Below are 21894 nucleotides of genomic sequence, written 5' to 3' on the forward strand. Positions count from 1 at the left end.
GAGTCTTGGTCCTGTTCGTAGCCTGCCTGTTTTGGTGGTAAGCACGTTCGGCCGGTGGGCCTTTCCGGGACACGCCCACGAGTACGTCCCTGTAGGCTCGTTTCGGGCCGTCCATGGCCCTCAACGGTCCCGGAAAGGCCCACCGGCCGAACGCGCCCGAGCACTGGTGCATTTCGCAGGCTCTGCAGACGTAGGAATTAAGTCATCAAAAACTGACCGAAAGCAGCACTTAATATTTAAGCATTACTGCCAAGTTTGAGGCACGAGCGACGGGTAGAGCTTTCCGGGACTGTCTGCAGCAGGGATGCTGCAGTCAAGCGTACAGGGACGTATTCACAGCGTGTCCCGGAAAGCTCTACCCGTTGATCGTGCGAGCACCCAAACAAACAGGCTAGGCGCCCAAAGCAGAGGAAAACGCCAATGTCACTCGTAAACATAGAAAAACAAGGCCACATCCTGAAAATAGGCCTGAACCGCCCGGAAAAAATGAACGCCATGAACCGGGCCATGTACCACGAAATCGCAGCAGCCTATCACCAGCTCCAGAATGACCCGGAACTCCGTGTTGCCGTCATGTACGCCAACGGCGACCACTTCACCAGCGGCCTGCAACTGGACGACTGGGCCGGCGTGTTCGCCAACGGCAAAGGCATCGAACCCGGTGAAGGCGAACTCGACCCGTTCCACATCACCGGAGAAGGGCTCACCAAACCCGTCGTCTTCGCCGCCCAAGGCATCTGCTTCACCTGCGGCGTCGAAATGATGCTCAACACCGACATCCGCGTCGCCGCCAAAGGCACTCGCTTCGCCCAGCTGGAAGTCAAACGCGGCATCTTCGCCTGCGGCGGCGCCACCATTCGCCTGCAGCGTGAAATTGGCTGGGGCAACGCCCAGCGTTACCTGCTCACCGGCGACGAATGGACCGCGGAACAAGCTTACCAGTGGGGCCTGATCCAGGAACTGGTCGAACCCGGTGAACAGTTCGATAAAGCCATGGAAATCGCCGAAAAGATCGCCAAGGCCGCACCTTTGGGCGTTCAGGGCAGCCTGAAATCGTCCAAGATTGCCGTGTCCGAAGGCCAGGAAGTGGCCAAGGAGCGCTTGTTCCCGGAGCTGCGCCCGGTCATGGCCAGTGAAGATGTCAAAGAAGGAATCCAGTCATTCCTGGAAAGAAGGGAAGCGGTGTTCAAAGGCAAGTAGCGGAATTGTCAGGTTATTCCAGATCACGTCCGTAGTGAACCGTCGGATCAGCGACTATCCCACGGAAGCGCAAGCGGCGGGTTGGGGCCACCCTTCCGGGAGTGTGCGCAGCAGGGATGCTGCGCTCAAGCCCCCATGGATGGGTTCACGGCGTCTCCCGGAAGGGTGGCCCCAACCCGCAGCCGGCACCCAACCAACAGGCTGGGACGGGCAATCAAACCACGAAATCAGGCAGCCTCAGACTCAGAAGCAGAGTCAGCCCGCCGAGCCGCAGCCTCCGCCGCCACTTCCGCAGCATAATCCGCATACTTGGCCATCAACTCCTCCTTACGATCCGGATCCCAGTTGATCTTCGTCAGATCCCCCTCGTAGTGGTCAATCACCCGCTTATCCATGGTCTCGTACCACCACTGGGGCAGGTAAGCCGGCAACAACATTGATGCATAGCCACCCGGCAACTGCGGCGCCTTCTCAAAATGCCTCAACGCCTGATAACTCCGGGTCGGGTGCGCGTGATGGTCTGAATGCCGCTGCAGCTGATACAGGAACAGGTTGGTCACCACATGGTTACTGTTCCAGCTATGTTCCGGCTGAGTCCGCTGGTACTTGCCGTTTTCGTCTTTCTGGCGCAGCAGGCCATAGTGTTCAATGTAATTCACACTCTCCAGCAGGCTCGCACCGTACACCGCCTGCGCCGCCAGGAAGGGCACCGCCCTCGGGCCACAGATCAGCGTAGTCGCACCAAAGAACCCGGCACTCATGGCCCAGCCCTGCAGCAACTCATTGTCCAGGCTCCAGAAGCTTTTGCCCTTCCGCTGAAGCCGCGCCTTCTCGATCTTGACGGCTGACTTCATGCCGCCAAACACCGTGCGCGGCAGGAATTTCCAGAAACTCTCGCCCATCCGGCTGCTGGCCGGGTCTTCCGGGGTGGCTACTCGCTTGTGGTGCCCGAAATTGTGCTCAACCACGAAATGGGTGTAGCCGGTGGGCGCCAGTGCCGCCATGGCCATCAGTTTATTCAGCTTGTTGGACTTGTGGCCCAGTTCGTGGGCGGTATTGATGCCTACACCGTTAATGGCACCCACGGTCAGGGTCAGGCCGATCTTGTCTTCAAGGGGCGTTTTCTTGCGGCTGGCAAGCCAGGCGCCCATAAAGGTCATGGCGTACTGGGTGGGTATAAACGCCTTCACAATGCGGTCGTAGTACTTGTCCTGCTCCAGGGACTTCACTGCTGATTCAGGCGGGTTGCTCTTGTCCTCACCAATGGCGCGATCCAGTGCGGGAATGATGCCATGCACCAGGGCCGGACCAGTCCAGGCCAGGGCCTTGAGTTTTTTCGGGGCCAGGGCATAGCCAGTTAACGCCGCCAGGCCGATGCCGGGAAGCGCGGGCCCGAGCAGCCACATGTATCGTTTCGGGTCCTTCCAGGTGGTTTCGACTGGTTGGGAATCCGGGGCACCTTTCACTTTGGCGTTCATGTCTGACTCTCCGTGGGTGTTCTTGGGTTATTGTTTTATCAATTTATGTCGGACAATCTTGCAATTCAACAGTCGTTTGTGGTCGATGGAGACCTTGGCCCCGAATGACAATGCTTGAGGGGTCAACACCGGGCGGAGCCTCGGATGGCTCAGGTGGTCTTTCATTGGAAGTGGCAAGACTTGCGCTTCTGGTCCAGACTTTCTCAAAACAAGAACAACAGGGAAGAAACTATGAGCGCCTCAAATCCCTCTCCTGCGATCATCTCCTGGAGCGTTCAGGAAAGGCTTCGCGAATACGTGCGGTCACGGCAACTGGCCGAGATCGTGTATCGGGACCCGGCAGGGCAGATATGCGTGGTGCATGAAGTTATCCGCGACCTCCTGAGCCGCGCCGGTCATGACTTTCTGGTATTGGGGAAAGGTAAAGTGGTCGGCGTGGAGCATGTCATCATGGTGGACGGCCAGCGGTTAACCAAAGAGTAATCGGCAGGTAATTGCTATCTAAAGGGCATCGGCCCTACTCTGTTGGTGTCGTAAACATGTATCAACAGAGGGATATGTTATGAACAAGCTCACACTGAGCGCACTGGCTTTGGTTGCAACTTTTGGTCTGGCAGCCTGCAGTTCTGAAAGCGACGAAGGTGCGGATTTTGAGCGAGCGGGCGAGAACGCCGGCGAGATGATGGATGATGCCACCGACGCTGCCGAGGAATCTTGGGAAAACGCCACGGGTCAGGATGAAAGTGCCTGGGGCGAGATGAAGGAAGGCGCCGAAGAAGCCGGTGAAGAAATGGGCGAAGCAGCCGATGAAGCCGGTGATGCCATGGAAGAGGGTTATGACGAGATGGTGCAGTAATCTCGAAGTTGCTGGGTCGGCAAGGCGCACTTATGTGCCTTGCCGCTTTACTGGATGTTGATTTGCGTGAACGTATTACCAGAGGAAAGTGATCAGTGCATACCTCACGCCCGATGTAACAGGCTTTACTCCATGTAGTAAGCTCCCGGAAAAGACAAGCGCACTGCCTGCCCCAGGACGGTAAAGATCCGTTGAGTGCTCTGGGAAATACAGCTCGCCACCTTCAAAGTCAGTGTTCAGGTTAATTGACAAAGCCAAGCGCCGATGCCTCACCTCCTCCGCGACGTTATCCCGATGCAAACCGAAACAGCCGTTGTCGGTCGATTTGTAGGCCACAACTTTGTAGCCCTCAAACCGAGTGGGCTTGAAGTGGAATGATCGTGTAATCGCTGGTATCAATCCTCGTGCTATTTCGGCAGTAAGCTGCTGTATCAGGCCCTGATCGATCAGCGGATGATCCCAGCGAGACTTGACACGGGGATCGACTTTTAGCTTCTGCTCGCTGCCGATACCTCGATTCATTCTGCTCTCGAAGTTATCCGATTGATGCATTTCAATCAGTGCCAGGGATAGGTCTGGCTCGATGATCGAGTCTGCGAATAGAACCGGTGCCGCTCCCGTGACGATGCGCCCCACCTCTCTTAATGGCGCAACCTGCATTGCCACCTCTTCCAGTAACTCAGGCGAGGGGGTATCGAAGATCTTTTCTATCCTCAATCTTGAAGTCAGTAACACAGCTTTCGTCGCCGTGGAGGCGTTTGCATCCAGCTTTTCACAAAGGCGTTCAGGTAAATTAATGACTGGGCCACCACTTGGACCTAAGCGGGACTTGCCGAACACTAAGATTGTGAGGTTGGCATTTTCCATCCTCTCCAGTGATTCAAACCTATGTGGAGAGGCACTGATGATGAGCAGGGCAGGCTTCCCGCAATATTGTTCGTAGAAAAGCCTGTTTGCTCCACCCACCGCCGGCAATACAAAATCTGGAAATGGCTCACCAGCGCGTAACTTCATTGAAACTCCCTGAGTCGCGATTTTGTTATCTACTCGCCTATTGTCCTGTTTATACGTGACAAAAGCTTTGCAGCCGCTGTCATAAATATGACCAGTACTTGCAATCACATCGTCAACCAAACGCAATGATTAATAGCGACCATCAGGTTTCCGAAACATAACTCGAAAAGAGAGAGAAACCATGGATAAGCGTAATCTCAACCCCGTTCATCAAGACCCAGGTTACGAGCCTGAGTGTAATAACTCCGGCAATCGCACCTTCGGCTCTATTCTTGAGGCCCGTCTCGCCCGTCGTGGCGTTTTGAAAGGCGGTCTTGCAGCTGCCGTTGCAGGCGTTTTTGGCGGGGCAGCTCTGACTGGATGCGGAGGTTCAAGCTCCTCTGGCGGTACGGGCGGTTCGACAACGGCGCCTGACCTTGTAGGCTTTAAGGCTGTTCCCGTGAGTGAGGCAGACTCCATTGTCGTGCCTGAAGGATATTCTGCTCGTGTGATTGGCGCCTGGGGCGACCCGATCTTGTCTAACGAGGGCGTTTTCCCTGAGTTTTCACTGGATAATTCCGGTGCCGATCAGGCGGCCCAGATCGGCTCCCACCACGACGGCATGCATTACTTCCCGATTGAGGGGAGCTCGGAAGATGGTTTGCTTGTCCTGAACCACGAATACATCGAACCCCGCTTCATGCATCAAGCTGCTCAAGGTCAGAACTTCGGCAGCGGCTCTTTCCCGATGATTGATGAGTCAACCCGGGATACCGATCAGGTGCTTCGTGAAATGAATGCGCACGGTGTATCCGTGTACCGGGTGCAGCGTGATGCCAGCGGTGTGTGGGCGCCTGTGCAAGGAGATTCGTTCAATCGTCGGATCACCGCCCTGACCGCGATGGAAATTTCCGGGCCCGTCCGGGGTTCTGATTTTGTCAAAACCCAGTTCAGCCCGGCCGGTACCGAAACCCGTGGAACCCTGAACAACTGTGCCCATGGCGTAACACCCTGGAACACTTACATGATGTCTGAGGAGAATTGGGCGGGTTACTTCCTCAATACCGCTGAACAGCCGGATTCCCAGAGTCGCTACGGTGTTCGTTCCTCAGGTTCGTCCCGCTATGCGTGGGAACTGGCTCAGAGCGGCGAAGAGCAGTACACCCGATTTAACGCCACTCCATCCGGCGCGTCCGCAACGGATGACTTCCGTAATGAACCCCATTGCTTTGGCTGGATGGTGGAGTTCGATCCGTTCGATTCGGCCTCCAAACCGGTCAAACGCACGGCGTTGGGTCGCTTTGCCCACGAAGGGGTCGTCTTTGCTCCTGCAATCGAGGGTCAGCCGGTTGTCTGTTACTCCGGTGATGACGCGCGCTTTGAGTACATCTACAAGTTCGTTAGCGCCCAGCCCTATCATGCCGCTACGGCCGGTGGACACCTTTTGGATTCTGGTACCTTATACGTCGCCAAGTTTAACGAAGACGGCACCGGCGAGTGGATTCCCCTGGTCTTTGGCTTGGGTGAGTTGACTGCTGAGAATGGCTTCAGCAGCCAGGCGGATGTGTTGGTACGCACACGCTCTGCTGCCGATGCGGTCGGTGCTACAAAAATGGACCGTCCTGAGTGGGGGGCAGTAGATCCAAACACCCGCGAGGTGTACTTCACACTGACCAACAACTCCCGCCGGGAAGAGAGTGATGAAGCTAACCCGCGTGCTGCCAATCCCTGGGGACATATCATTCGCTGGCAGGAAGGAAATGACTCTGGCACTGCCATGGTATTCAACTGGGATATCTTCCTGCTGGCTGGTCCTGAGGACGATTCGGAGTTTCAGAATGCCGGTCTGGATGATGATCAGAAATTTGTTAACCCCGATGGCCTTTGGTTCGACGCAGATTCCCGTCTGTGGATCCAGACCGACATCAGTGAGAGCGTCCAGAACAGTGGCGATTTTGCCCAGTTCGGTAATAACCAGATGCTGGCTGCAGACCCGGTCAATGGCGTTTTGCGCCGATTCCTGACAGGCCCTATTGGCCAGGAAATCACCGGCGTTGTCACCACCCCGGACCAGCGCACAATGTTTATCAACGTGCAGCACCCTGGCGCAACAACAAGCCGTGATGATTTTGAGAACGGCAACCTGATCAGCCACTGGCCAGACGGCGGAAACAGTATTCCGCGTTCTGCCACGGTGGTGATCACAAAGGATGACGGTGGCAAGATCGGCAGCTAACGCTCCGTCACGTTCCGCCCTGAAACCCGCGCCCTTGTGGCGCGGTTTTTTTGTTACAGATTTCTATGAAAGTGCCGATAAATTGATCAGGGAGCCAATAGTGGCATCCAGAATCCACTAAAGTAGCAGTTATTAACCTGAATCATTTCTTTACTCTCAACGCTGGCCTTAAATAACAAAATGTTTGCGTACGCAATGATAAAGAAGAGGGCACCATGGGCTTACTCGATCGCGCTGCAATTATTTGGGGGGTGGGCATTGCTGTTGCGCTCGGCATTGTCTGTCTGTGGGTGGCACCGTTGTTAGGACTGGATGCGGCCTCGATGTTGATCGGGCTGGTGCTTGGTCTGGCGGTGGCCGCCGGTTATCTGATTGTGCGGGTACTGGAGCCGATCGAGAAAGGCATTGCCGGCCTGAACGATGGCTCGCTTGCGGAAGATCACCCCCTGAGAGCCCAATGCCAGCAGTTGCTGGAGGACGCCCGTGCCGGCAAGGCGCTGGTGGAAACCTTGTCTGACAGTGCCGACAAGAACGCCATTTCCGCTGCCGAAGTGTCCTACGCGGCGGATCAGGTGAAAAAACGCCTCGACCGGCAGGTGGAAGAAACCGCCCAGATGGCCGATTACGCTGGCAAGATAACCGAGTCTGTTCGTGAGTCGTCCGAACAGGCCACCAACGCCGCCACCATGGCGTTGCAGAACCGGGAAGTCAGCGTTGAGGGGCGCCAGGCGTTGGTTTCCGCTATTGAAAGTGTCCGGATTGTGCATCAGCAGTCGGGCGAGAATCTCAGCCTGATTCAGGCTCTGAACGAAAAGTCCACCAAGATCCAGGGCGTTACCTCTACCATCCAGGGCATTGCTGAGCAGACCAACCTGCTGGCCCTGAACGCCGCTATCGAAGCAGCGCGGGCCGGTGATCAGGGCCGGGGCTTTGCCGTGGTGGCGGATGAGGTTCGACAGCTGGCGGGGCGCACTGCACAAGCGACCAGCGAAGTGGCGGAAACCCTGGAAGAAATCCAGGGCGATACTTCCCTGATCGTTGCCCGCATTGAGGACCTGGCCCGCTCCGTGGAGCAGGGGCTGACATCCGTTGAAAGCGTTGGCGCGCAGCTGGATCTGATTCGCGACCAATCCGACCGGGTGCAGCAGCAGGTTGCCCGTATTGCAGAGATTGACCAGGCCAATGAGCAGAGTCTGGAACAGGTGTTCTCTGTCATTGAATCGGTGCGAGATCATATTGCTGAAAGTGACAGCAGTGTGGCTTCTCTGGCGGGCCAGGCGGCCACCCTGATGGAACTGGCGGAAAACGCCAATGCCGCGTTCGCGTTGAACAGTAGTCAAAGTTACCACCGATCGTTCTTTGATCAGGCGCGTGCGGGAGCCGCCCAGATCGGTGAGCTTTTTGAGCAGGCCATTCAGCAGGGCAAACTGAGCGAATCGGCCCTATTCGAGAAGAAGCGAGAGCCGATCCCGAACACCAACCCCCAGCAATACAGCAGCGCCTTCGACCGTTTCACTGACCAGGTGCTGCCAGCGGTGCAGGAGAGCATCAAGAATTCCCACGATGCCATCGTCTTCTCCATTGCCTGCGCCCCGGATGGCTACGTGCCAACCCACAATCGGGATTTTGCCCACCCGCCCACCGGTAACCCCGAAGTGGATCTGGTGAAAAGCCGGAGCAAGCGACTGTTCAATGATCGCACCGGTATTCGTTGCGGCAGTCACACTCAGGACATGCTGTTGCAAACCTACCGGCGCGATACCGGTGAGATCATGCATGACCTGTCGGTGCCCATCTATGTCAACGGCAAGCACTGGGGTGGTTTCCGGATAGGTTACCGGCCTTCCGGGCACTGAGGTTCGCTGCTATGCTGCGGGTTTGGTTGAAAGGAGTTGCCCGTGGCTGAGCCTGAGTTTATTCCCGCTGAATCGGATCAGAACAAACCGCAGGGGGCGGATTCCGCCCGCAACCTGGCGATCATTGTCTATATTCTGCAGGGACTGGCATTCTTTCTTGGCGGGATCACTGCGCTGGTCGGGGTGATCATCAACTACGTCAAGATGGATGAGGTGCGTGGCACCTGGATTGAGCCCCATTTCCGCTGGCAGATCCGCACGTTCTGGATTGGCCTGCTGTGGCTGGTCATCGGCACCCTTACCCTGATGGTGATTATTGGCTGGTTTATCCTTCTGGGGATGGCCATCTGGGTGATTTATCGCATTGTTAAAGGCGCCCTGGCGCTGAACGACGGCAAGGCACCTGAGTAACGGGACGCTCAGTCTTCGGTGACCTCTTTCAGGCGCAGGGCGCTGACCATTCCGGTAAAGCCCATCAGCCCCAGCACGATAATCACCGCGATGTCTGAAATCAGCGACAGCGCGGCGGTCAGCCCCCCGGTTACCAGCAGCAGAACCCCGATCACCGTATTGCTGACGGCGGTATAATCTGTGCGTTTGTTGCCTCCGGCCATATCCACCAGGTAGGTTTTACGCCCCAGGCGCACGCCGGCATGGGCGATACTCAGAACAAAGAACGCGGCGGGGTAGAACCAGGCACCACCTACACCCGGTCCGAAGATCAAGGCACTGAAGCCCACCAACAGGCAGACGGCGCTGGCCATGGCTGCGCCCCGTATGATGACCCGCCGGCTTGAGGTATCTGCCGCCCAGCCCCAGAAACTGGCACTGACCGAGCTGGCCAGGCTACTGGCCAACAGAAACACCCCAAGCATCCAGCCGACATCCGATTGCTTCTGCGCCAGCACTACGAAATAGGGCGACGCCAAGGCCGAGCATAGCAGCAGGGCACGGGTTACCACGAAGTGGCGAAAGGGCGCATCGTCTCTCAGCAGCGACAAACTCTGAATGGCTTCGGTCATGGCATTGTTGCCGCCGCCGGTTTCACCGGGGAATTCTTCGACACTGGCGAACAGAACACCGGCGATGATCCACAGCGCGGCTGCGAGCAGCAGAAGCAGGCTGTAGAACCCGAGGGTTGGATCGCCACGATCCCAGAACAGCAGAGCGGTCATGGCGACCGTCAGGGAGCCGCCAATGGTGGTGGCCAGGCCAGACAACCGGCCCCGACGGGTTTTCGGGATGCACTTGCCCTGAACGTCTTTCATCGCCACTGAGCAAAAGCCCCGGGCCAGGGAGAACACCACCAACCCTGCAATGATGCCCATGCCGGCGGCATAACCTTCCAGAAACCAGACGCTGGCGGCCATACCAACCACGCTGACCGATTGCCCGAAGCTGCCCAGTGTCCAGAACCACTTGCGCACCGCCTTGCGCCGAACCCATGCGGCAATCACCATTTGTGGCACCATGGAACCGGATTCCCGTATCGGCACCAGCCAGGCCACCAGGGCAGGGGCACCGACGGCGCTCATCATCCACGCCAGAACGGTTTTCGGGCTGATCAGAAGGTCGCCGAGCTTGGTCAGAACATTGGCTGCAAGAATCAGAAAGAAATTTCTGGGCACCTCCCGGCAAGCTTCTTCGGGAATGTCTTTGCAGACCCTGGCGTCCTCTTCGTTGGCGATGAGGGCATACAGCTGGTCAACGGGGGCGTTACTCTGGCCAGGCAAGGTTGTTCTCCTTATTTCACAAGAGCGCAAGCATAGCAGGTTGCCGGGTGCCTGATCACCGGCTTGGAGGGTGCAAGTGCCACGCTGCGGGCTTCCAGCAGGGTTGCCTGGGCCCGGCAGGTGATGCTTAATGGGCGCCTGAGATCAGGAGCCCGATATGCTGAGTTACCTTCACGCCTTTCACGCTGGCAACTTTGCCGATGTGCAAAAACACGCTGCCCTCACGCTGGCGCTGGCCATGATGCAGGCGAAAAAGACCCCGATTGCCTGTTTTGATACCCACGCCGGCAGTGCGATGTACGATCTGGCCAGCGACCGGGCCAGGAAAACGGCGGAGGCCGACAGCGGAATCCAGCGATTGTGGGCCATGCGCCAGAGGCTGGCGTCAATGGACTGGCGCCCGATGCTGGAGGTGTTGGCACGTCATAATGGTGCTGGTGAAACCCTGGCCCATTATCCCGGTTCTCCCGCCTGGTTTGCGGAATTTGCCCGCCCTGGTGATTCCGTGACGGCCTTTGAACTGCACCCGTCCGAGGGGCGAGCCCTGGAAATCTGGGCCCGTGATGCCGGTGTCCGGGTGCTGCAGCAGGATGGACTGGCAGGACTGGTCCGACAGTTGCCGCCGCCCCAGCCAAGACTGCTGACCCTGATCGATCCCTCCTATGAGATCAAAGACGATTACCAGCAGGTTTCGGATACTTTGCACAAGGCATGGAAAAAATGCCGTCACGGGGTCTATCTTATCTGGTATCCCATCCTGACCAGCGGATTGGAGCAGCGCCTGATCAGCGAGCTGGAAAAAGGCGACGTGCGCAAGATCCTGCGCCATGAGGTGCGGCTGGATCAACCGCCGGAGCGCGGCATGGTCGGTTCAGGTTTGTTGGTGGTGAATCCGCCCTGGGGCTTTGAACAACGCTTCATGGCTATGATGGATGATGTGCAGGGCGACGCAGGGCTTGGCTTATCTCAGTCCCTGAGCTGGCTGGTTCCGGAATAATCTGGCGGGAGTATCGCATTGGCGAATGACGTTGTAGAAGACCACCCGTATCTGCCTGGCGGACTGATTGCGCTGGACCAATGGAAAACCCCTGAGACTTCGGTTCAGAAAACCATCCGCGGCGCCTTTCGGGACATTCTTGACCAGTTGAGAGCCGGTATCAGTCCGGAGGAGCAGGCATTCCAGAGCCTGGATGATCTGCCGATGCTGTCTGGGGATCGGCTGAAGGAATTTGCACCGGAACCGGATGCCGCATTGCTGGCGCAGGTATTGGTGGACCAGTTCGATCTGCTACACCGTGACGGAGCCTGCCATCGTGAGGTGAACTTTGTGGTGGCGCCTCCGTTTTCCGGGGTGAAGGAAGCCCTGCGCTGCCTGTCCCGGAGAGTGCTGACACCTCCGGATAACCTGTTGATGACAGAGCAGGACGCTGGCGCCTGGTGGGATGAACAACTGTCCGGCGGCGACTGGGTGATTCCGGAACTTGCGGATTTCTGGCTCAGGCATCCGGGCGGGCTGAATCTGCTTCGGGAACTCTTCGCTCGCATCGCGCTGGACCATGCCGGTAATGGCATGGTTGGCTGTTCCAGCTGGTGCTGGCAGTTCTGGCGCCAGTATTCACCGGAGCTCAGCCTGGCACCTTACACCCTGGCGCCGCTGACTGGTGAGCAATTGACCCGGTGGCTGGATTACCTGGCGTCCGGCCAGGGAGAGCAGCAGGTTACTGCCAGAATGACCCGCGATGGGTTGTATGTTCTGCCGGCACCCGGGCAGGACTCTGCCCTGAAATACAGCAGCTTTAACCAAGACCTGGCAACCCTTGCTCGGGGCAACCGGGGCGTTGCGCTCGCCATCTGGCAACGTACCTTGCGGGCCCGGCCTGAGAAAGACGATGAAGACTCGGGCAAGGAAGTTGTCCGGCTGGCCGGGCGTCGGTGCTGGGTTGCTCCGCTGGATCAGATCAGCCTGCCCTCGGTGCCTGCGAGTGCCGGGCGACAGCCGAGCCACATTCTGCATGCCTTGTTGTTGCACGACGGCCTTGATACCGAGCAGGTGGCATTGGTGACCGGGCTACAGAAACAGGATATTGCCTTGACTCTGGACCGGCTAATCCGGTCCGAGCTGGTTGGCCGAGCACCTGAATCGGATGTGTATCGGGTCACCCCACTGGGGTACTCCGCCGTTCGCAAGAACCTTCAGGCCCGGGGCTATCCCGTGGATGGTTTCTAGGAGATCTGGATGGGCGATTTCGGTTTCAAGGAGACATTTGCTTCGATCACTACTGACGCGTTGCTGAATGCATTGATGGTGGTGATACTGGCATCTTTAGTGATCATGCTGGTGCAGAAGCTGCTTCCGGCTCTCGCCGGCAAGCTCGGGGGCAAACTCAGGCTTTACCTGCTGGCGTCAGTACCGCTTCTGCGGTTACTGATTATTGTGCTGACCATTGTGACGGTGGTGCCCATCCTGGTGGAGCCGTCTTTTGAGAACATGGTGGCAATTTTCGGGGCCCTGGGCCTGGCGCTGGGGTTTGCCTTCAAGGATTACGCCAACAGTCTGATCGCGGGCATTGTGACCCTCTATGAGATGCCTTATCGCCCGGGGGACTGGATTGAGGTGAACGGTCGGTACGGTGAGGTGAGGTCGATCGGTACTCGGGCAGCGGAGATTGTCACCCTGGATGACACCGTGATCGTGATTCCCCACAGCCTGTTGTGGAATACCCTACTGGCGAACGGCAATGACGGCACCGACAACCTGATGTGTGTGGCCGAGCTGCACCTGGACCCAAACCACAACGTGGCGCGGATGCAGCAGCTGTTTCGGGACGTGGTGTTTACCTGCCCGTTGACCAAAACCTATCAGCCGGTGATTGTGACCGTTTCCGCCACTGACGACGCCATGCGCTATCGCCTCAAGGCCTACCCATTGGAGCCCAGGGAGCAGAGCCGGTTTATCTCGGACCTGACCGCAAGGGCGGCCGATGTCTGTGCCCGGGAAGGCGTTCGGATGGTATCAAAGCGGGTGACAGACGCAGCCTAGGGCTGCGTCCATTCGTCCACAAATTCCAGCAGGGCCCGGCCGGTTTCACCGGTCTGTTCAAGGTATTTGTCCCGTACCGGCAGGCTGGCTTGCCGGAATCGTTCCCGCTCCTCCTGGTTAAGCCGGATTACCTGAATTCCGCCGGTTTCCACCATGCGCTCCAGTCGCTGCTGATTAAGGGCTTCCTGGCTGTCCCAGGCGAACTCCGCCAGATCCCGCACCGCCTCGTTCAGCCAGGTGCGTTCCTGTTCGGGCAGGTTGTTGTACCACTGCTGATTAGACACGATCGAGGCGACAAAATAGGATGCCTTTGCCATGGTGAGGGTGGTCTGCACCTCGTGGAAGTCCATTTCCTCAATGGCAAACACCGGGTTGGTCTGGCCGTCGATCTTGCGTAGCTGAAGGTCACTGTAGACTTGGGAATAGGGCGTCTGAACCGGCTCCGCCCCGTACGCACGGTAAGCCTCGGCAGCCATGTTTGACGTCATCGTACGGATGCGCAGGCCCTGGAAGTCGTCTGGCGAGCGCAGGGGCTGATTGGCGGTCCAGGTCATCCAGCCTTCCGAAATAAAGCCCAGTAATTGCAGGCCGGTTTGCTGGTAGGGCTGCTGGAACTGTGAGATCAACTCCGGATCTTCCAGCAACTGCCGTGCGGCTTCCGGTTGCTCGGGCATAAGAAAGTGCAGGTTGAAAATGCCAGATTCCGGAACCGTGTCGGCCAGGTGGCCGGGTGAGGCAAAGGCCAGGTTCACCGAGCCATTGCGGGCCAGCTCGGTGAGCTGGGTGGATGTTCCCAGAGAACCATAGGGAAAAACATCCACTTCAATGCGGCCGTCGGAAAGTTCCTCAATGTGAGCCCGGAACGTCTCCGCGTACTGATGCTGCACGCTCCCCTCGATTTCCTCCAGGGCAAAACGCCAGGTAATCGGATATTTCTCCGAGATGGTTTGCTGGCTGCTTTGGTCGCCGGGTGACGGGTCGTCGGAACATCCGGAAAGCATCGCGGTGCAGGCGGCCAGTGCCAGCCAGTGGCGGACGTGGTTTTTGATCATAGCGGGCGGACTCCGGTCCGAAAAGATGAAAAGCTGTCGGTTTCTCCTGACGGAAAAGGTACCACAAGATAGCTCAGGAGGCAGATCCGGAGGGGGGCAATATCACCGGGCAGGAAATAAAAAGCCCCGCCTGGGGCGGGGCTGAAGGACGAACCGGTTTGCAGGGTTCGTTTACATCATTGAGTCAACGCGGTTACGTACTTCCGGGTTGCTGCTGTAAGCCGTTGCGATGGCGTTATAGGTCGGAATATCCATGCCGACTTCCTCGATCACGCCCACCATCTTGTCGTTGGCTTCCATTTGCAGTTCCTGGGCCTCTTGCTGGGAATCGGCCGCTTCAATCTTGGCAATGTAGTCCTCACGAACTTCCATTACGCCGGATTGCGCTTCCACGAACTGCTGCAGCTCGGAATCGCTGTAGTTGGCATCCTGAGCATTCTGGGCCGCTGGGTCTGCGTATTCAGCGCCTTGCTGAGCATCTTGCTGGGCAATGGCAGGTGCAGCCGCGAGCATGGCCAGGGAAGCGGTAATGGAAATCAGCAGTTTATTCATAAACAAGCTCCTTGAGGTTTGGCAGAAATTTGAGAAGTTCTGCCGGTTTGTGAAACACACAATAGACTTAACAAGTGCTGTGCCAACTTTCGAAAATAAATATAAAGTCAATAAAAACAGCATCTTGAGTTGATTTCAGCATTACGTTCGGGTAATCCTGGTTGTGGCGAAATGCCACATGTGGCACAAATGCTGTGACACTTCTACATAGGAATCGCTCATGGCTTCCCTTGGCCGCCGAATTGGTGACCTGTTTCGTTCGCTGCAGTTGACGCTGGTTCTGAGCATCGTGGTTCCGCTGCTGATGTTCAGTGGTATTGCGATATATATCGGCCTGGGCGCGGTCGAAAAAGCATTGAATGAGCGCCTTCGCGAAGACCTTGAGCTGGTTGCCAGGGCGGTCAGCGGCCCCCTGTCCAATGCCCTTGTGGAGAAAGACGAACTGGTGCTTGGGGAATCCCTCAAATCCATCTTCCAGATTGGCCGCATTTCCGGGGCGTCCGTGTTTGATGAAGAAGGTAACCGGGTGGCGAGCCTTGGGGTGGCGGATTCTGACGTCACCAACAGCGTGAGTGCCGAGCGGGTCATCGCCAGTGGCGAGCTGGGTGGTGCTTTCCGGCGGGTTGATGGCGAATCGGTGTTTTCGCAGTTCACGCCACTGGTCGGCGAAGACGGCCGCATTCAGGGGCTGCTACAGGTGACCAGGCAGCGCAGTGACTTCCACGACCTGGTGGCCTCCAGCCGCTGGTGGGCGGTGGGGATCTGGTCTGTGCTGGCTATGACCATCATCCTGGTGGTGGTGCTGGGGCATTACCGTACTGTGGGGCGCCACGTGAATGGATTGATGGAGAACATGGATAAACTGGCGCCTGGCCGTTGGCTTCTGGCGACCCCTGCGGCCGGCCCTCGGGAGTTGCGACAGATTCATCGGGGTATTCGGGATATGGGCCGGCGCATGGGCGATGCCGAGGCCGAGATCGAAGACCGGATTGCCCGGGAAAGAGCGCTGGCCGAACAACTGGAGTACCAGGAGAAGGTGGCCATGATCGGCCGCGTCGCCGGCGGGGTTGCCCATGAGTTGGGGGCGCCGCTGAATGTGATTCAGGGCCGTGCCCGGATACTCGCCAGGGCGGGGCTGCCGGACGATCAACAGCGGCACCTTAAGGATATTGAGCACCAGGTGCAGCGGATGACCACCATCATTCAGCAATTACTGGACTGTTTCCGGCACGTGCCAGACTCCAGGCGACCACTGGACCTGTCTGATGTTCTGCGAGACGTTCTGGCCCGCGCATCCGAAGACGAACGGTGCAGTCGTTGTCAGCTTGAGACCCAAGGCATTGATCAGTCCATGCCCACCCGGGCTGAGCCGCTACGGGTTGGCCTCGCCTGCCTGAATGTTATCCGTAATGGCTGCCAGTCTGCCCGCAGCCGGCTAAGGGTAACGGCCCATCAGTCCGATGATTGCTGGGAAATCCGGATAGAGGATGACGGGCCGGGTATTGCGCCTGAGGATAGGGACAAGATCTTCGAGCCCTTCTACAGTACCCGCCCTGCTGGCGAGGGCACCGGCCTGGGGCTGGCCGTTGTGAACAGCGTCATAAAGGAACATGGAGGTCGTGTGGGTGCGGAGGAGAGTAGCCTGGGCGGGTGTCGAATGAGTCTGTATTTTCCCAGGGAGACCGGCGTATGAGTGATTCGGTAGCAACCATATTACTGGTTGAGGATGACCAGAGCCTGGGCCAGTTGCTGGCCGAAGAGCTGGAGATGGACGGTTACACCATGCTCCGGGCCGGGACCGTTGATGAGGCCCGGCAGCAGCTGCGGGAACAACGGCCAAGCCTGATCGTCTCGGACCTGCGACTGCCGGATGGCGACGGCCTGCAGGTGCTGTCGTTTCAGCAGGCAGAGCATCCGGGCATTCCCTTTATCGTGATTACCGCCTTTGGCACGGTCGATCAGGCGGTGGATGCACTGAAAGCCGGTGCCGATGATTTTCTGACCAAGCCACTTTCGACGGACCACCTGAGGCTCAAGATAAAGCGGCTGTTGGCCCAGGCGGACATCAACCGGCAGTTGGCGGAGATTCAGGCCAGTCAGAATGGTGGAAATAACCTGGGCCTGGTGGGCGACAGTCCGGCCATGGCGCGCTTGCGCACCGAAATCCGGCAGGTGGCCCGTAGCCAGGCAGCGGTTCTGATCAACGGTGAAAGCGGGACCGGCAAGGAGCTGGTGGCCCGGGCAGTGCACCAGCAGAGTGATCGGGCCGGGCAGGCCTTTCTGGCCGTTAACTGTGCGGGCATTCCGCCGGACCTGATGGAAAGTGAATTCTTTGGCCATGAAGCCGGCGCCTTTACCGGCGCCAGACAGGGGCGCAAGGGGCTGTTTGCGGAAGCCAGTGGTGGCACCTTGTTGCTGGACGAGATTGGTGAGATGCCCCTGGCTCTGCAGGCCAAGCTGCTACGGGTGCTTCAGGAAGGCTCCATCAAGCCGGTCGGCTCTGATCATGAGGAAACCGTGGATGTGCGGATTCTCGCCGCCACCCACGTTGATCTTATGAAGGCGGTGGAGCAGGGGGAGTTCCGGGAGGATCTGTACTATCGCCTGGAAACCCTGTCTCTCGGTATTCCGCCACTTCGGGAACGGGGTGAGGATGTTGAATTGCTGGCCATGCATTTCCTCAAGGAAGCCTGCCGCCGCCACAACCGGGGGTTTATCAAACTCAGTGATGTGTCCCTTCGAGTGCTTCGGGACTATCCGTTCCCTGGTAACGTTCGGGAGTTGTCCAGTGCCGTTGAGCGGGCGGTTACCTTCTGCGAGGGCGATACCATTCAACCGGAGCATTTGCCGGAGCGCATCCGAAAGCGTCAGGGGGCCTCTCCCCAGCCTTTGGCGGCACCGGGTTCGGTCAATCTGTCAGAGTGGCCAACGCTGGAGGCCTTACAGCAGGACTATGTGCGCCGGGTGATGGCGGCGGTGGATGGCAATAAACGCCGGGCGGCACAGATTCTCGGTATCAACCGCCGCACACTCTACCGTTGGCTGGAGACGGAAACAGGGTCGGCCAATGACTAATCAGAAACAGGCCATGCTCTATGGTCTGGCGACAGTGCTGCTTTGGTCAACTGTGGCAACCGCCTTCAAACTGGCTCTGGCCGAGCTGGCTCCGGTGCAGATGTTGCTGGTGGCTTGCGCCGCTTCAGTATTGGTCATGGGTGGAATCCTGATGGCCCAGGGCCGTTGGCGTCTGGTGTTTGGGCTATCCCGCCGGCAGTACCTTCAGTCCATCGGGATGGGGTTGATCAATCCGTGCCTGTACTATTTCCTCCTGTTCGGCGCCTTTGACCGCCTGCCCGCCCAGGAGGCGCAGCCGCTCAACTACACCTGGGCGCTGGTGCTTGCTTATCTTTCGGTGCCCTTTCTGGGCCAAAAACTGCGCCGCATCGACATCCTTGCTGGTCTGGTTTGTTATGCCGGCGTGGTGGTCATTGCTACCCGGGGCGCGGTCACCAGCCTCAGCTTTTCAGACCCGCTGGGCGTCGCCTTCGCGTTGGGTAGCACCCTGGTGTGGGCCAGCTACTGGATTATTGCCACTCGCGACACCCGTGATCCGGTGGTTGGCCTGTTCCTGAATTTCCTGTTCGGCTTGCCGTTCATAACCCTGGCGTGCTGGTACACGGTGGGGCTCGACTTGCCACTGGGCGGGTCCCTGACAGCGGCGGTCTATGTTGGTGTATTCGAGATGGGAATTGCCTTTGTGCTCTGGTCCCAGGCTATGAAAAAGGCTGAGAACACGGCGAAGGTCAGCAACCTGATCTTCATCTCACCGTTTCTGTCATTGGTATTTATCTACTTCATCCTCGGCGAAACCATCATGCCGTCTACCTACGTCGGGCTGACGCTGATCATGGCCGGGTTGTGGTTGCAGCAGCAGAAGGTTCGGGTTAGGCAGCGGGGGCTTGACCATGGATGAGGGCTGGTACCTCTATCTGGTTCGCACCAGAACCGGCAGCCTGTATACCGGCATTACCACAGACGTGGAACGCCGCCTCTCAGAGCATCAGGCCGGGGCCCCCAAAGGGGCCCGCAGCCTGCGGGGCAAAGGGCCTTTGACTCTGGCATTCCAGGCATCGGTCGGCAACCGTAGCCGGGCCTCGCAACTGGAATGGCAGGTCAAACGCTGGTCCAAAGCCCGTAAGGAAGCGCTTATCAGAGGTGCTCTCAGCTTGCCAGATGGGTCCTGACATGGTCGGCGGCAACCTGCACGGCCTCAGTGGCGCGGTCCAGTTGGCCGCAATGGACCTGAAACACGTGCCACAGGTTATTGTAGATCTCCAGCCGGGTTGCTACGCCATCTCGCTTGGCGATATCTGCCAGCCGGGTAGCATCGTTCAGCAGGATTTCCTCGCTGCCAACCTGGATCAGTAACGGCGGCAAGTTATCCAACTGGCCATACACCGGCGATACCAGTGGCGTGGTCAGCGGTGTGTCGCCGGCGTACATTCGGGCGGCGTTGGCGGTCCAGCTTTCCTGTAACACCGGCTCGCGTTCCGGCTGATAGAGCGCGCCCTGGCTGAGATCAACCCAAGGCGAGAAACAGGTGATTGAGGAGGGCAGCGGGTGTTTGTGGTCACGCAATTTCATCGCCAGAGCGATGGATAACCCGCCGCCGGCCGAATCACCGGCCAAGGCAAGGCTATTGGCCGACAGCCCCTGGCTGATCAGCGCCAGGTAAACGGATTCGGCATCATCCAGCGCTGCCGGGAACGGATGTTCCGGAGCCAGGCGGTAATCGGGGGTAATCACTTCGCACCCGGACAGTTTGGCCAGATGCCCGGTGATACCCCGATGGGTGCTGGCAGAGCCAATGATGTAGCCGCCGCCGTGGAGGTAGAGGATCGTTCCGGATGGCGTTGCTGTTGCCGTGGTTCGCACCACGGGAACATCGCCCAGGTCGTCCCGGACAAACCGGGCGCTGCGTGGCGGTACGGACGACCGGTAGGCCTGGCGAATCAGCTGGCGTTGCAGTTTCAGGGGTACAGCATTCGAGAGCATCGGGCGGACCAAGCGCTGCATTGTCTGGCGCAGCCCGGCTTCAAGAAGCGGCTGGAACATCTGTGTTCTCCCTCGTGAATGCGTTAGGATGTCGAACAATTCTCGATTCATGACAGGCGTTTAACTCTACGTGTACTGGAAAACAGATACCATAGAAATTCCGAACTGGGACAGACATTCTTTGCTGGATCGTCTGGAACCCTTTGATCCGGCCATCAACCGTGAACTCAGTGTCGAGATGGAGGCCTACTGCCGTTTTTATGGCCTGGACTTATGGGTAGAGCACCCGGAGGTTACTTACCATCAGGGTTACATCAAGGCTGAACGGCATGAGGTGATGGTTCATTACTTCCGGCTGCCGGAGTCGTCTGCCCCCAAAGGCACGGTGTTCATTCTGCATGGTTACTTTGATCATGTGGGGCTGTACACGCAGCTGATTGACCGCTGCCTTGGGGCCGGTTTTGATGTCTTGGCCTACGATCAGCCCGGGCACGGGTTGTCCAGCGGTACGCCGGCAGCCATAGGTAGCTTTCTGGAGTACCAGGCGGTGTTGTCGGAGGTGATGGCCCATGTGCGGGATAAAATCCGCGGCCCCTGGTTTGCGGTAGGACAGAGTACGGGTGGGGCGATTCTGATCGACTACCTGTTATCGAATCACCATAACCGGGAAACCTCGGATTTCCGCAGGGTGGTGTTGCTGGCGCCACTGGTTCGTCCCATGGGGTGGTTGGGCGCCAAGATTCTGCACAGTCTGGTCAAGCCGTTCCTGACCCGCTGGCGGAGGGTGTTCGGAGCCAACAGTGGCAACGCGCGCTTTCTGGACTTTCTGCGGGAGCATGATCCCCTCCAGGCCAGGGCCGTGCATGTGGATTGGGTGACGGCCCTGCGTAAATGGGTGCCACATATAGAATCGGCACGGCCGGTGGATTTTCCGGTGACGGTGGTCCAGGGGGAAAAGGATCTGACCGTGGACTGGCAGCACAATTTGCGGATTATCCGGAATAAATTTGCCTCAGTAAGGGAACAAAGAATCCCGGATGGGCGTCATCATCTGGTAAACGAAGCGCAGGATTTGCAGGCGACGGTGTTTAACACCATTATTGATACGTTCGCGGAATAACACATTGGTTTGCGCCACTTGGTGGCCGCCAGTCAGGAACTGAAGCAGGAGATAGCAGTGAAAAAGACCATTCTTGCCTTTGCAGTGGCAACCGTTGGCCTCAGTGGCTGTATGACTTACGACCCTTACACTGGTGAGGAGAAGACCTCCAGTGCCACCAAGGGCAGTATTATTGGTGCTATCGGTGGTGCTGCTGTGGGTGCGGCAACCTCCAGCAAAAGTGACCGCGGCAAGGGCGCGTTGATCGGTGCGGCCGGTGGGGCGGCCATCGGCGGCGGTATCGGCTACTACATGGATCGTCAGGAAGCCGAGCTGCGTCATAAGCTGGAAGGCACTGGCGTTCGGGTGGTTCGTAACGGTGACCAGATTGAATTGATCATGCCTGGCAACATCACTTTCGATACCAACCAGTCCACCATCCGCCCTGGCTTCAACGACACCCTGGAATCCGTGGCTCTGGTGCTCAAGGAATTCGACAAGACGATTATCCAGATCGAAGGCCACACCGACAGCACAGGGTCTGAAAACTACAACCAGCTGTTGTCAGAGCGCCGCGCGTCATCCGTTCGTGACTTCCTGCTGAATCAGGGTATTGAGCCGCGCCGGACCCGCGCTGTGGGCTATGGCCAGCGTTACCCGATCGCCTCCAACGACACCGCTTCTGGCCGTGAGCAGAACCGTCGTGTTGAGTTGACCCTGGTGCCGATGCAGTAAAGCCCGGCC

At 58.1% G+C, this 21894-nt stretch carries 21 protein-coding genes; 15 read left to right on the forward strand and 6 right to left on the reverse strand.

The genetic code is table 11. The features are described from left to right. Positions 1-420 precede the first annotated feature (420 nt). On the forward strand, positions 421-1200 hold the full coding sequence (locus C7H10_RS11250) for a crotonase/enoyl-CoA hydratase family protein (RefSeq protein WP_106694944.1): 780 nt from the start codon (positions 421-423) through the stop codon (positions 1198-1200). A 227-nt stretch (positions 1201-1427) separates the two neighbouring features. Here the strand turns inward: C7H10_RS11250 and C7H10_RS11255 are convergent, their stop codons facing one another. Continuing rightward, positions 1428-2678, reverse strand: coding sequence for an alkane 1-monooxygenase (locus tag C7H10_RS11255; protein WP_106694945.1), 1251 nt, complete (start codon positions 2676-2678; stop codon positions 1428-1430). 231 nt (positions 2679-2909) lie between these two features. On the opposite strand from C7H10_RS11255, the gene C7H10_RS11260 reads away from it, so the two are divergent. Beyond that, entirely contained in the window at positions 2910-3161 is a 252-nt protein-coding gene (locus tag C7H10_RS11260) for a hypothetical protein (RefSeq protein ID WP_058092140.1), read from the forward strand. Positions 3162-3240: 79 nt separating this feature from the next. After that, entirely contained in the window at positions 3241-3534 is a 294-nt protein-coding gene (locus C7H10_RS11265; RefSeq protein WP_061333913.1) for a hypothetical protein, read from the forward strand. A 75-nt stretch (positions 3535-3609) separates the two neighbouring features. Here the strand turns inward: C7H10_RS11265 and C7H10_RS11270 are convergent, their stop codons facing one another. Then, on the reverse strand, positions 3610-4548 hold the full coding sequence (locus tag C7H10_RS11270) for a 2OG-Fe(II) oxygenase family protein (protein ID WP_106694946.1): 939 nt from the start codon (positions 4546-4548) through the stop codon (positions 3610-3612). A 181-nt stretch (positions 4549-4729) separates the two neighbouring features. Between C7H10_RS11270 and C7H10_RS11275 the strand changes: the two genes are divergently transcribed. From C7H10_RS11275 to C7H10_RS11285, 3 genes are all read left to right on the forward strand, one after another. Next, a complete protein-coding gene (locus C7H10_RS11275; RefSeq protein WP_106694947.1) occupies positions 4730-6763 on the forward strand; it encodes a PhoX family protein in 2034 nt (677 codons plus the stop codon). Between the two features lie 215 nt (positions 6764-6978). Further along, positions 6979-8619, forward strand: coding sequence for a methyl-accepting chemotaxis protein (locus tag C7H10_RS11280; protein ID WP_106694948.1), 1641 nt, complete (start codon positions 6979-6981; stop codon positions 8617-8619). Between the two features lie 42 nt (positions 8620-8661). After that, positions 8662-9030: a DUF4870 family protein gene (locus C7H10_RS11285; RefSeq protein WP_106694949.1), complete on the forward strand. Its 369-nt coding sequence runs from the start codon at positions 8662-8664 to the stop codon at positions 9028-9030. Positions 9031-9038: 8 nt separating this feature from the next. On the opposite strand, the gene C7H10_RS11290 is transcribed toward C7H10_RS11285, so the two are convergent. Then, positions 9039-10352 carry an MFS transporter gene (locus C7H10_RS11290; protein WP_106694950.1) on the reverse strand — a complete coding sequence of 438 codons (1314 nt, stop codon included), beginning with the start codon at positions 10350-10352 and terminating at the stop codon, positions 9039-9041. 157 nt (positions 10353-10509) lie between these two features. Between C7H10_RS11290 and C7H10_RS11295 the strand changes: the two genes are divergently transcribed. Genes C7H10_RS11295 through C7H10_RS11305 form a run of 3 tightly spaced genes read left to right on the forward strand, consistent with a single transcriptional unit; the run spans position 10510 to position 13392 of the window. Further along, positions 10510-11349 (forward strand): 23S rRNA (adenine(2030)-N(6))-methyltransferase RlmJ, encoded by an 840-nt coding sequence (locus C7H10_RS11295; RefSeq protein WP_106694951.1) that lies wholly within the window; start codon positions 10510-10512, stop codon positions 11347-11349. Between the two features lie 18 nt (positions 11350-11367). After that, entirely contained in the window at positions 11368-12579 is a 1212-nt protein-coding gene (locus C7H10_RS11300; RefSeq protein ID WP_106694952.1) for a hypothetical protein, read from the forward strand. A 9-nt stretch (positions 12580-12588) separates the two neighbouring features. After that, complete coding sequence (locus tag C7H10_RS11305) at positions 12589-13392, forward strand: mechanosensitive ion channel family protein (protein WP_106694953.1); 804 nt, start codon at positions 12589-12591, stop codon at positions 13390-13392. Here C7H10_RS11305 and dctP read toward each other — a convergent pair. Beyond that, entirely contained in the window at positions 13389-14444 is a 1056-nt protein-coding gene (dctP, locus tag C7H10_RS11310) for a TRAP transporter substrate-binding protein DctP (protein ID WP_106694954.1), read from the reverse strand. The two genes, C7H10_RS11305 and dctP, sit on opposite strands and share 4 nt — an antisense overlap. Positions 14445-14615: 171 nt before the next feature. Next, positions 14616-14996, reverse strand: coding sequence for a DUF4168 domain-containing protein (locus C7H10_RS11315; protein WP_058092126.1), 381 nt, complete (start codon positions 14994-14996; stop codon positions 14616-14618). A 220-nt stretch (positions 14997-15216) separates the two neighbouring features. Between C7H10_RS11315 and C7H10_RS11320 the strand changes: the two genes are divergently transcribed. From C7H10_RS11320 to C7H10_RS11335, 4 genes are read left to right on the forward strand one after another with little or no spacing between them, the layout of a single operon-like run. Next, the gene (locus tag C7H10_RS11320) at positions 15217-16689 is read left to right on the forward strand and encodes an ATP-binding protein (RefSeq protein ID WP_106694955.1); all 1473 of its coding nucleotides are present in this window, start codon (positions 15217-15219) and stop codon (positions 16687-16689) included. Continuing rightward, positions 16686-18071 carry a sigma-54-dependent transcriptional regulator gene (locus C7H10_RS11325; RefSeq protein ID WP_106694956.1) on the forward strand — a complete coding sequence of 462 codons (1386 nt, stop codon included), beginning with the start codon at positions 16686-16688 and terminating at the stop codon, positions 18069-18071. Before C7H10_RS11320 ends, C7H10_RS11325 begins: the two co-directional genes overlap by 4 nt. Continuing rightward, positions 18064-18969, forward strand: a complete 906-nt coding sequence (locus tag C7H10_RS11330) for a DMT family transporter (protein ID WP_106694957.1) — start codon at positions 18064-18066, stop codon at positions 18967-18969. The genes C7H10_RS11325 and C7H10_RS11330 overlap by 8 nt, the downstream gene beginning before the upstream one ends. Continuing rightward, the gene (locus C7H10_RS11335; RefSeq protein WP_106694958.1) at positions 18962-19240 is read left to right on the forward strand and encodes a GIY-YIG nuclease family protein; all 279 of its coding nucleotides are present in this window, start codon (positions 18962-18964) and stop codon (positions 19238-19240) included. Before C7H10_RS11330 ends, C7H10_RS11335 begins: the two co-directional genes overlap by 8 nt. Here the strand turns inward: C7H10_RS11335 and C7H10_RS11340 are convergent. After that, entirely contained in the window at positions 19218-20111 is an 894-nt protein-coding gene (locus C7H10_RS11340; protein WP_106694959.1) for an alpha/beta hydrolase, read from the reverse strand. The two genes, C7H10_RS11335 and C7H10_RS11340, sit on opposite strands and share 23 nt — an antisense overlap. A 70-nt stretch (positions 20112-20181) precedes the next feature. Between C7H10_RS11340 and C7H10_RS11345 the strand changes: the two genes are divergently transcribed. Beyond that, positions 20182-21171: an alpha/beta hydrolase gene (locus C7H10_RS11345; protein WP_061331622.1), complete on the forward strand. Its 990-nt coding sequence runs from the start codon at positions 20182-20184 to the stop codon at positions 21169-21171. A 57-nt stretch (positions 21172-21228) separates the two neighbouring features. Then, positions 21229-21885 carry a YiaD family glycine zipper/OmpA-like lipoprotein gene (locus tag C7H10_RS11350; RefSeq protein WP_061331650.1) on the forward strand — a complete coding sequence of 219 codons (657 nt, stop codon included), beginning with the start codon at positions 21229-21231 and terminating at the stop codon, positions 21883-21885. Positions 21886-21894 lie beyond the last annotated feature (9 nt).

The organism is Marinobacter shengliensis (assembly GCF_003007715.1).
GTDB lineage: Bacteria > Pseudomonadota > Gammaproteobacteria > Pseudomonadales > Oleiphilaceae > Marinobacter > Marinobacter shengliensis.

Coding starts and splice junctions, on each gene's coding strand:
- C7H10_RS11320 (WP_106694955.1), top strand. CDS start 15,217: ATGGCTTCCCTTGGCCGCCGAATTGGTGACCTGTTTCGTTCGCTGCAG.
- C7H10_RS11265 (WP_061333913.1), top strand. CDS start 3,241: ATGAACAAGCTCACACTGAGCGCACTGGCTTTGGTTGCAACTTTTGGT.
- C7H10_RS11250 (WP_106694944.1), top strand. CDS start 421: ATGTCACTCGTAAACATAGAAAAACAAGGCCACATCCTGAAAATAGGC.
- dctP (WP_106694954.1), bottom strand. CDS start 14,444: ATGATCAAAAACCACGTCCGCCACTGGCTGGCACTGGCCGCCTGCACC.
- C7H10_RS11270 (WP_106694946.1), bottom strand. CDS start 4,548: ATGAAGTTACGCGCTGGTGAGCCATTTCCAGATTTTGTATTGCCGGCG.
- C7H10_RS11325 (WP_106694956.1), top strand. CDS start 16,686: ATGAGTGATTCGGTAGCAACCATATTACTGGTTGAGGATGACCAGAGC.
- C7H10_RS11260 (WP_058092140.1), top strand. CDS start 2,910: ATGAGCGCCTCAAATCCCTCTCCTGCGATCATCTCCTGGAGCGTTCAG.
- C7H10_RS11255 (WP_106694945.1), bottom strand. CDS start 2,678: ATGAACGCCAAAGTGAAAGGTGCCCCGGATTCCCAACCAGTCGAAACC.
- C7H10_RS11295 (WP_106694951.1), top strand. CDS start 10,510: ATGCTGAGTTACCTTCACGCCTTTCACGCTGGCAACTTTGCCGATGTG.
- C7H10_RS11330 (WP_106694957.1), top strand. CDS start 18,064: ATGACTAATCAGAAACAGGCCATGCTCTATGGTCTGGCGACAGTGCTG.
- C7H10_RS11335 (WP_106694958.1), top strand. CDS start 18,962: ATGGATGAGGGCTGGTACCTCTATCTGGTTCGCACCAGAACCGGCAGC.
- C7H10_RS11275 (WP_106694947.1), top strand. CDS start 4,730: ATGGATAAGCGTAATCTCAACCCCGTTCATCAAGACCCAGGTTACGAG.
- C7H10_RS11340 (WP_106694959.1), bottom strand. CDS start 20,111: ATGTTCCAGCCGCTTCTTGAAGCCGGGCTGCGCCAGACAATGCAGCGC.
- C7H10_RS11280 (WP_106694948.1), top strand. CDS start 6,979: ATGGGCTTACTCGATCGCGCTGCAATTATTTGGGGGGTGGGCATTGCT.
- C7H10_RS11315 (WP_058092126.1), bottom strand. CDS start 14,996: ATGAATAAACTGCTGATTTCCATTACCGCTTCCCTGGCCATGCTCGCG.
- C7H10_RS11305 (WP_106694953.1), top strand. CDS start 12,589: ATGGGCGATTTCGGTTTCAAGGAGACATTTGCTTCGATCACTACTGAC.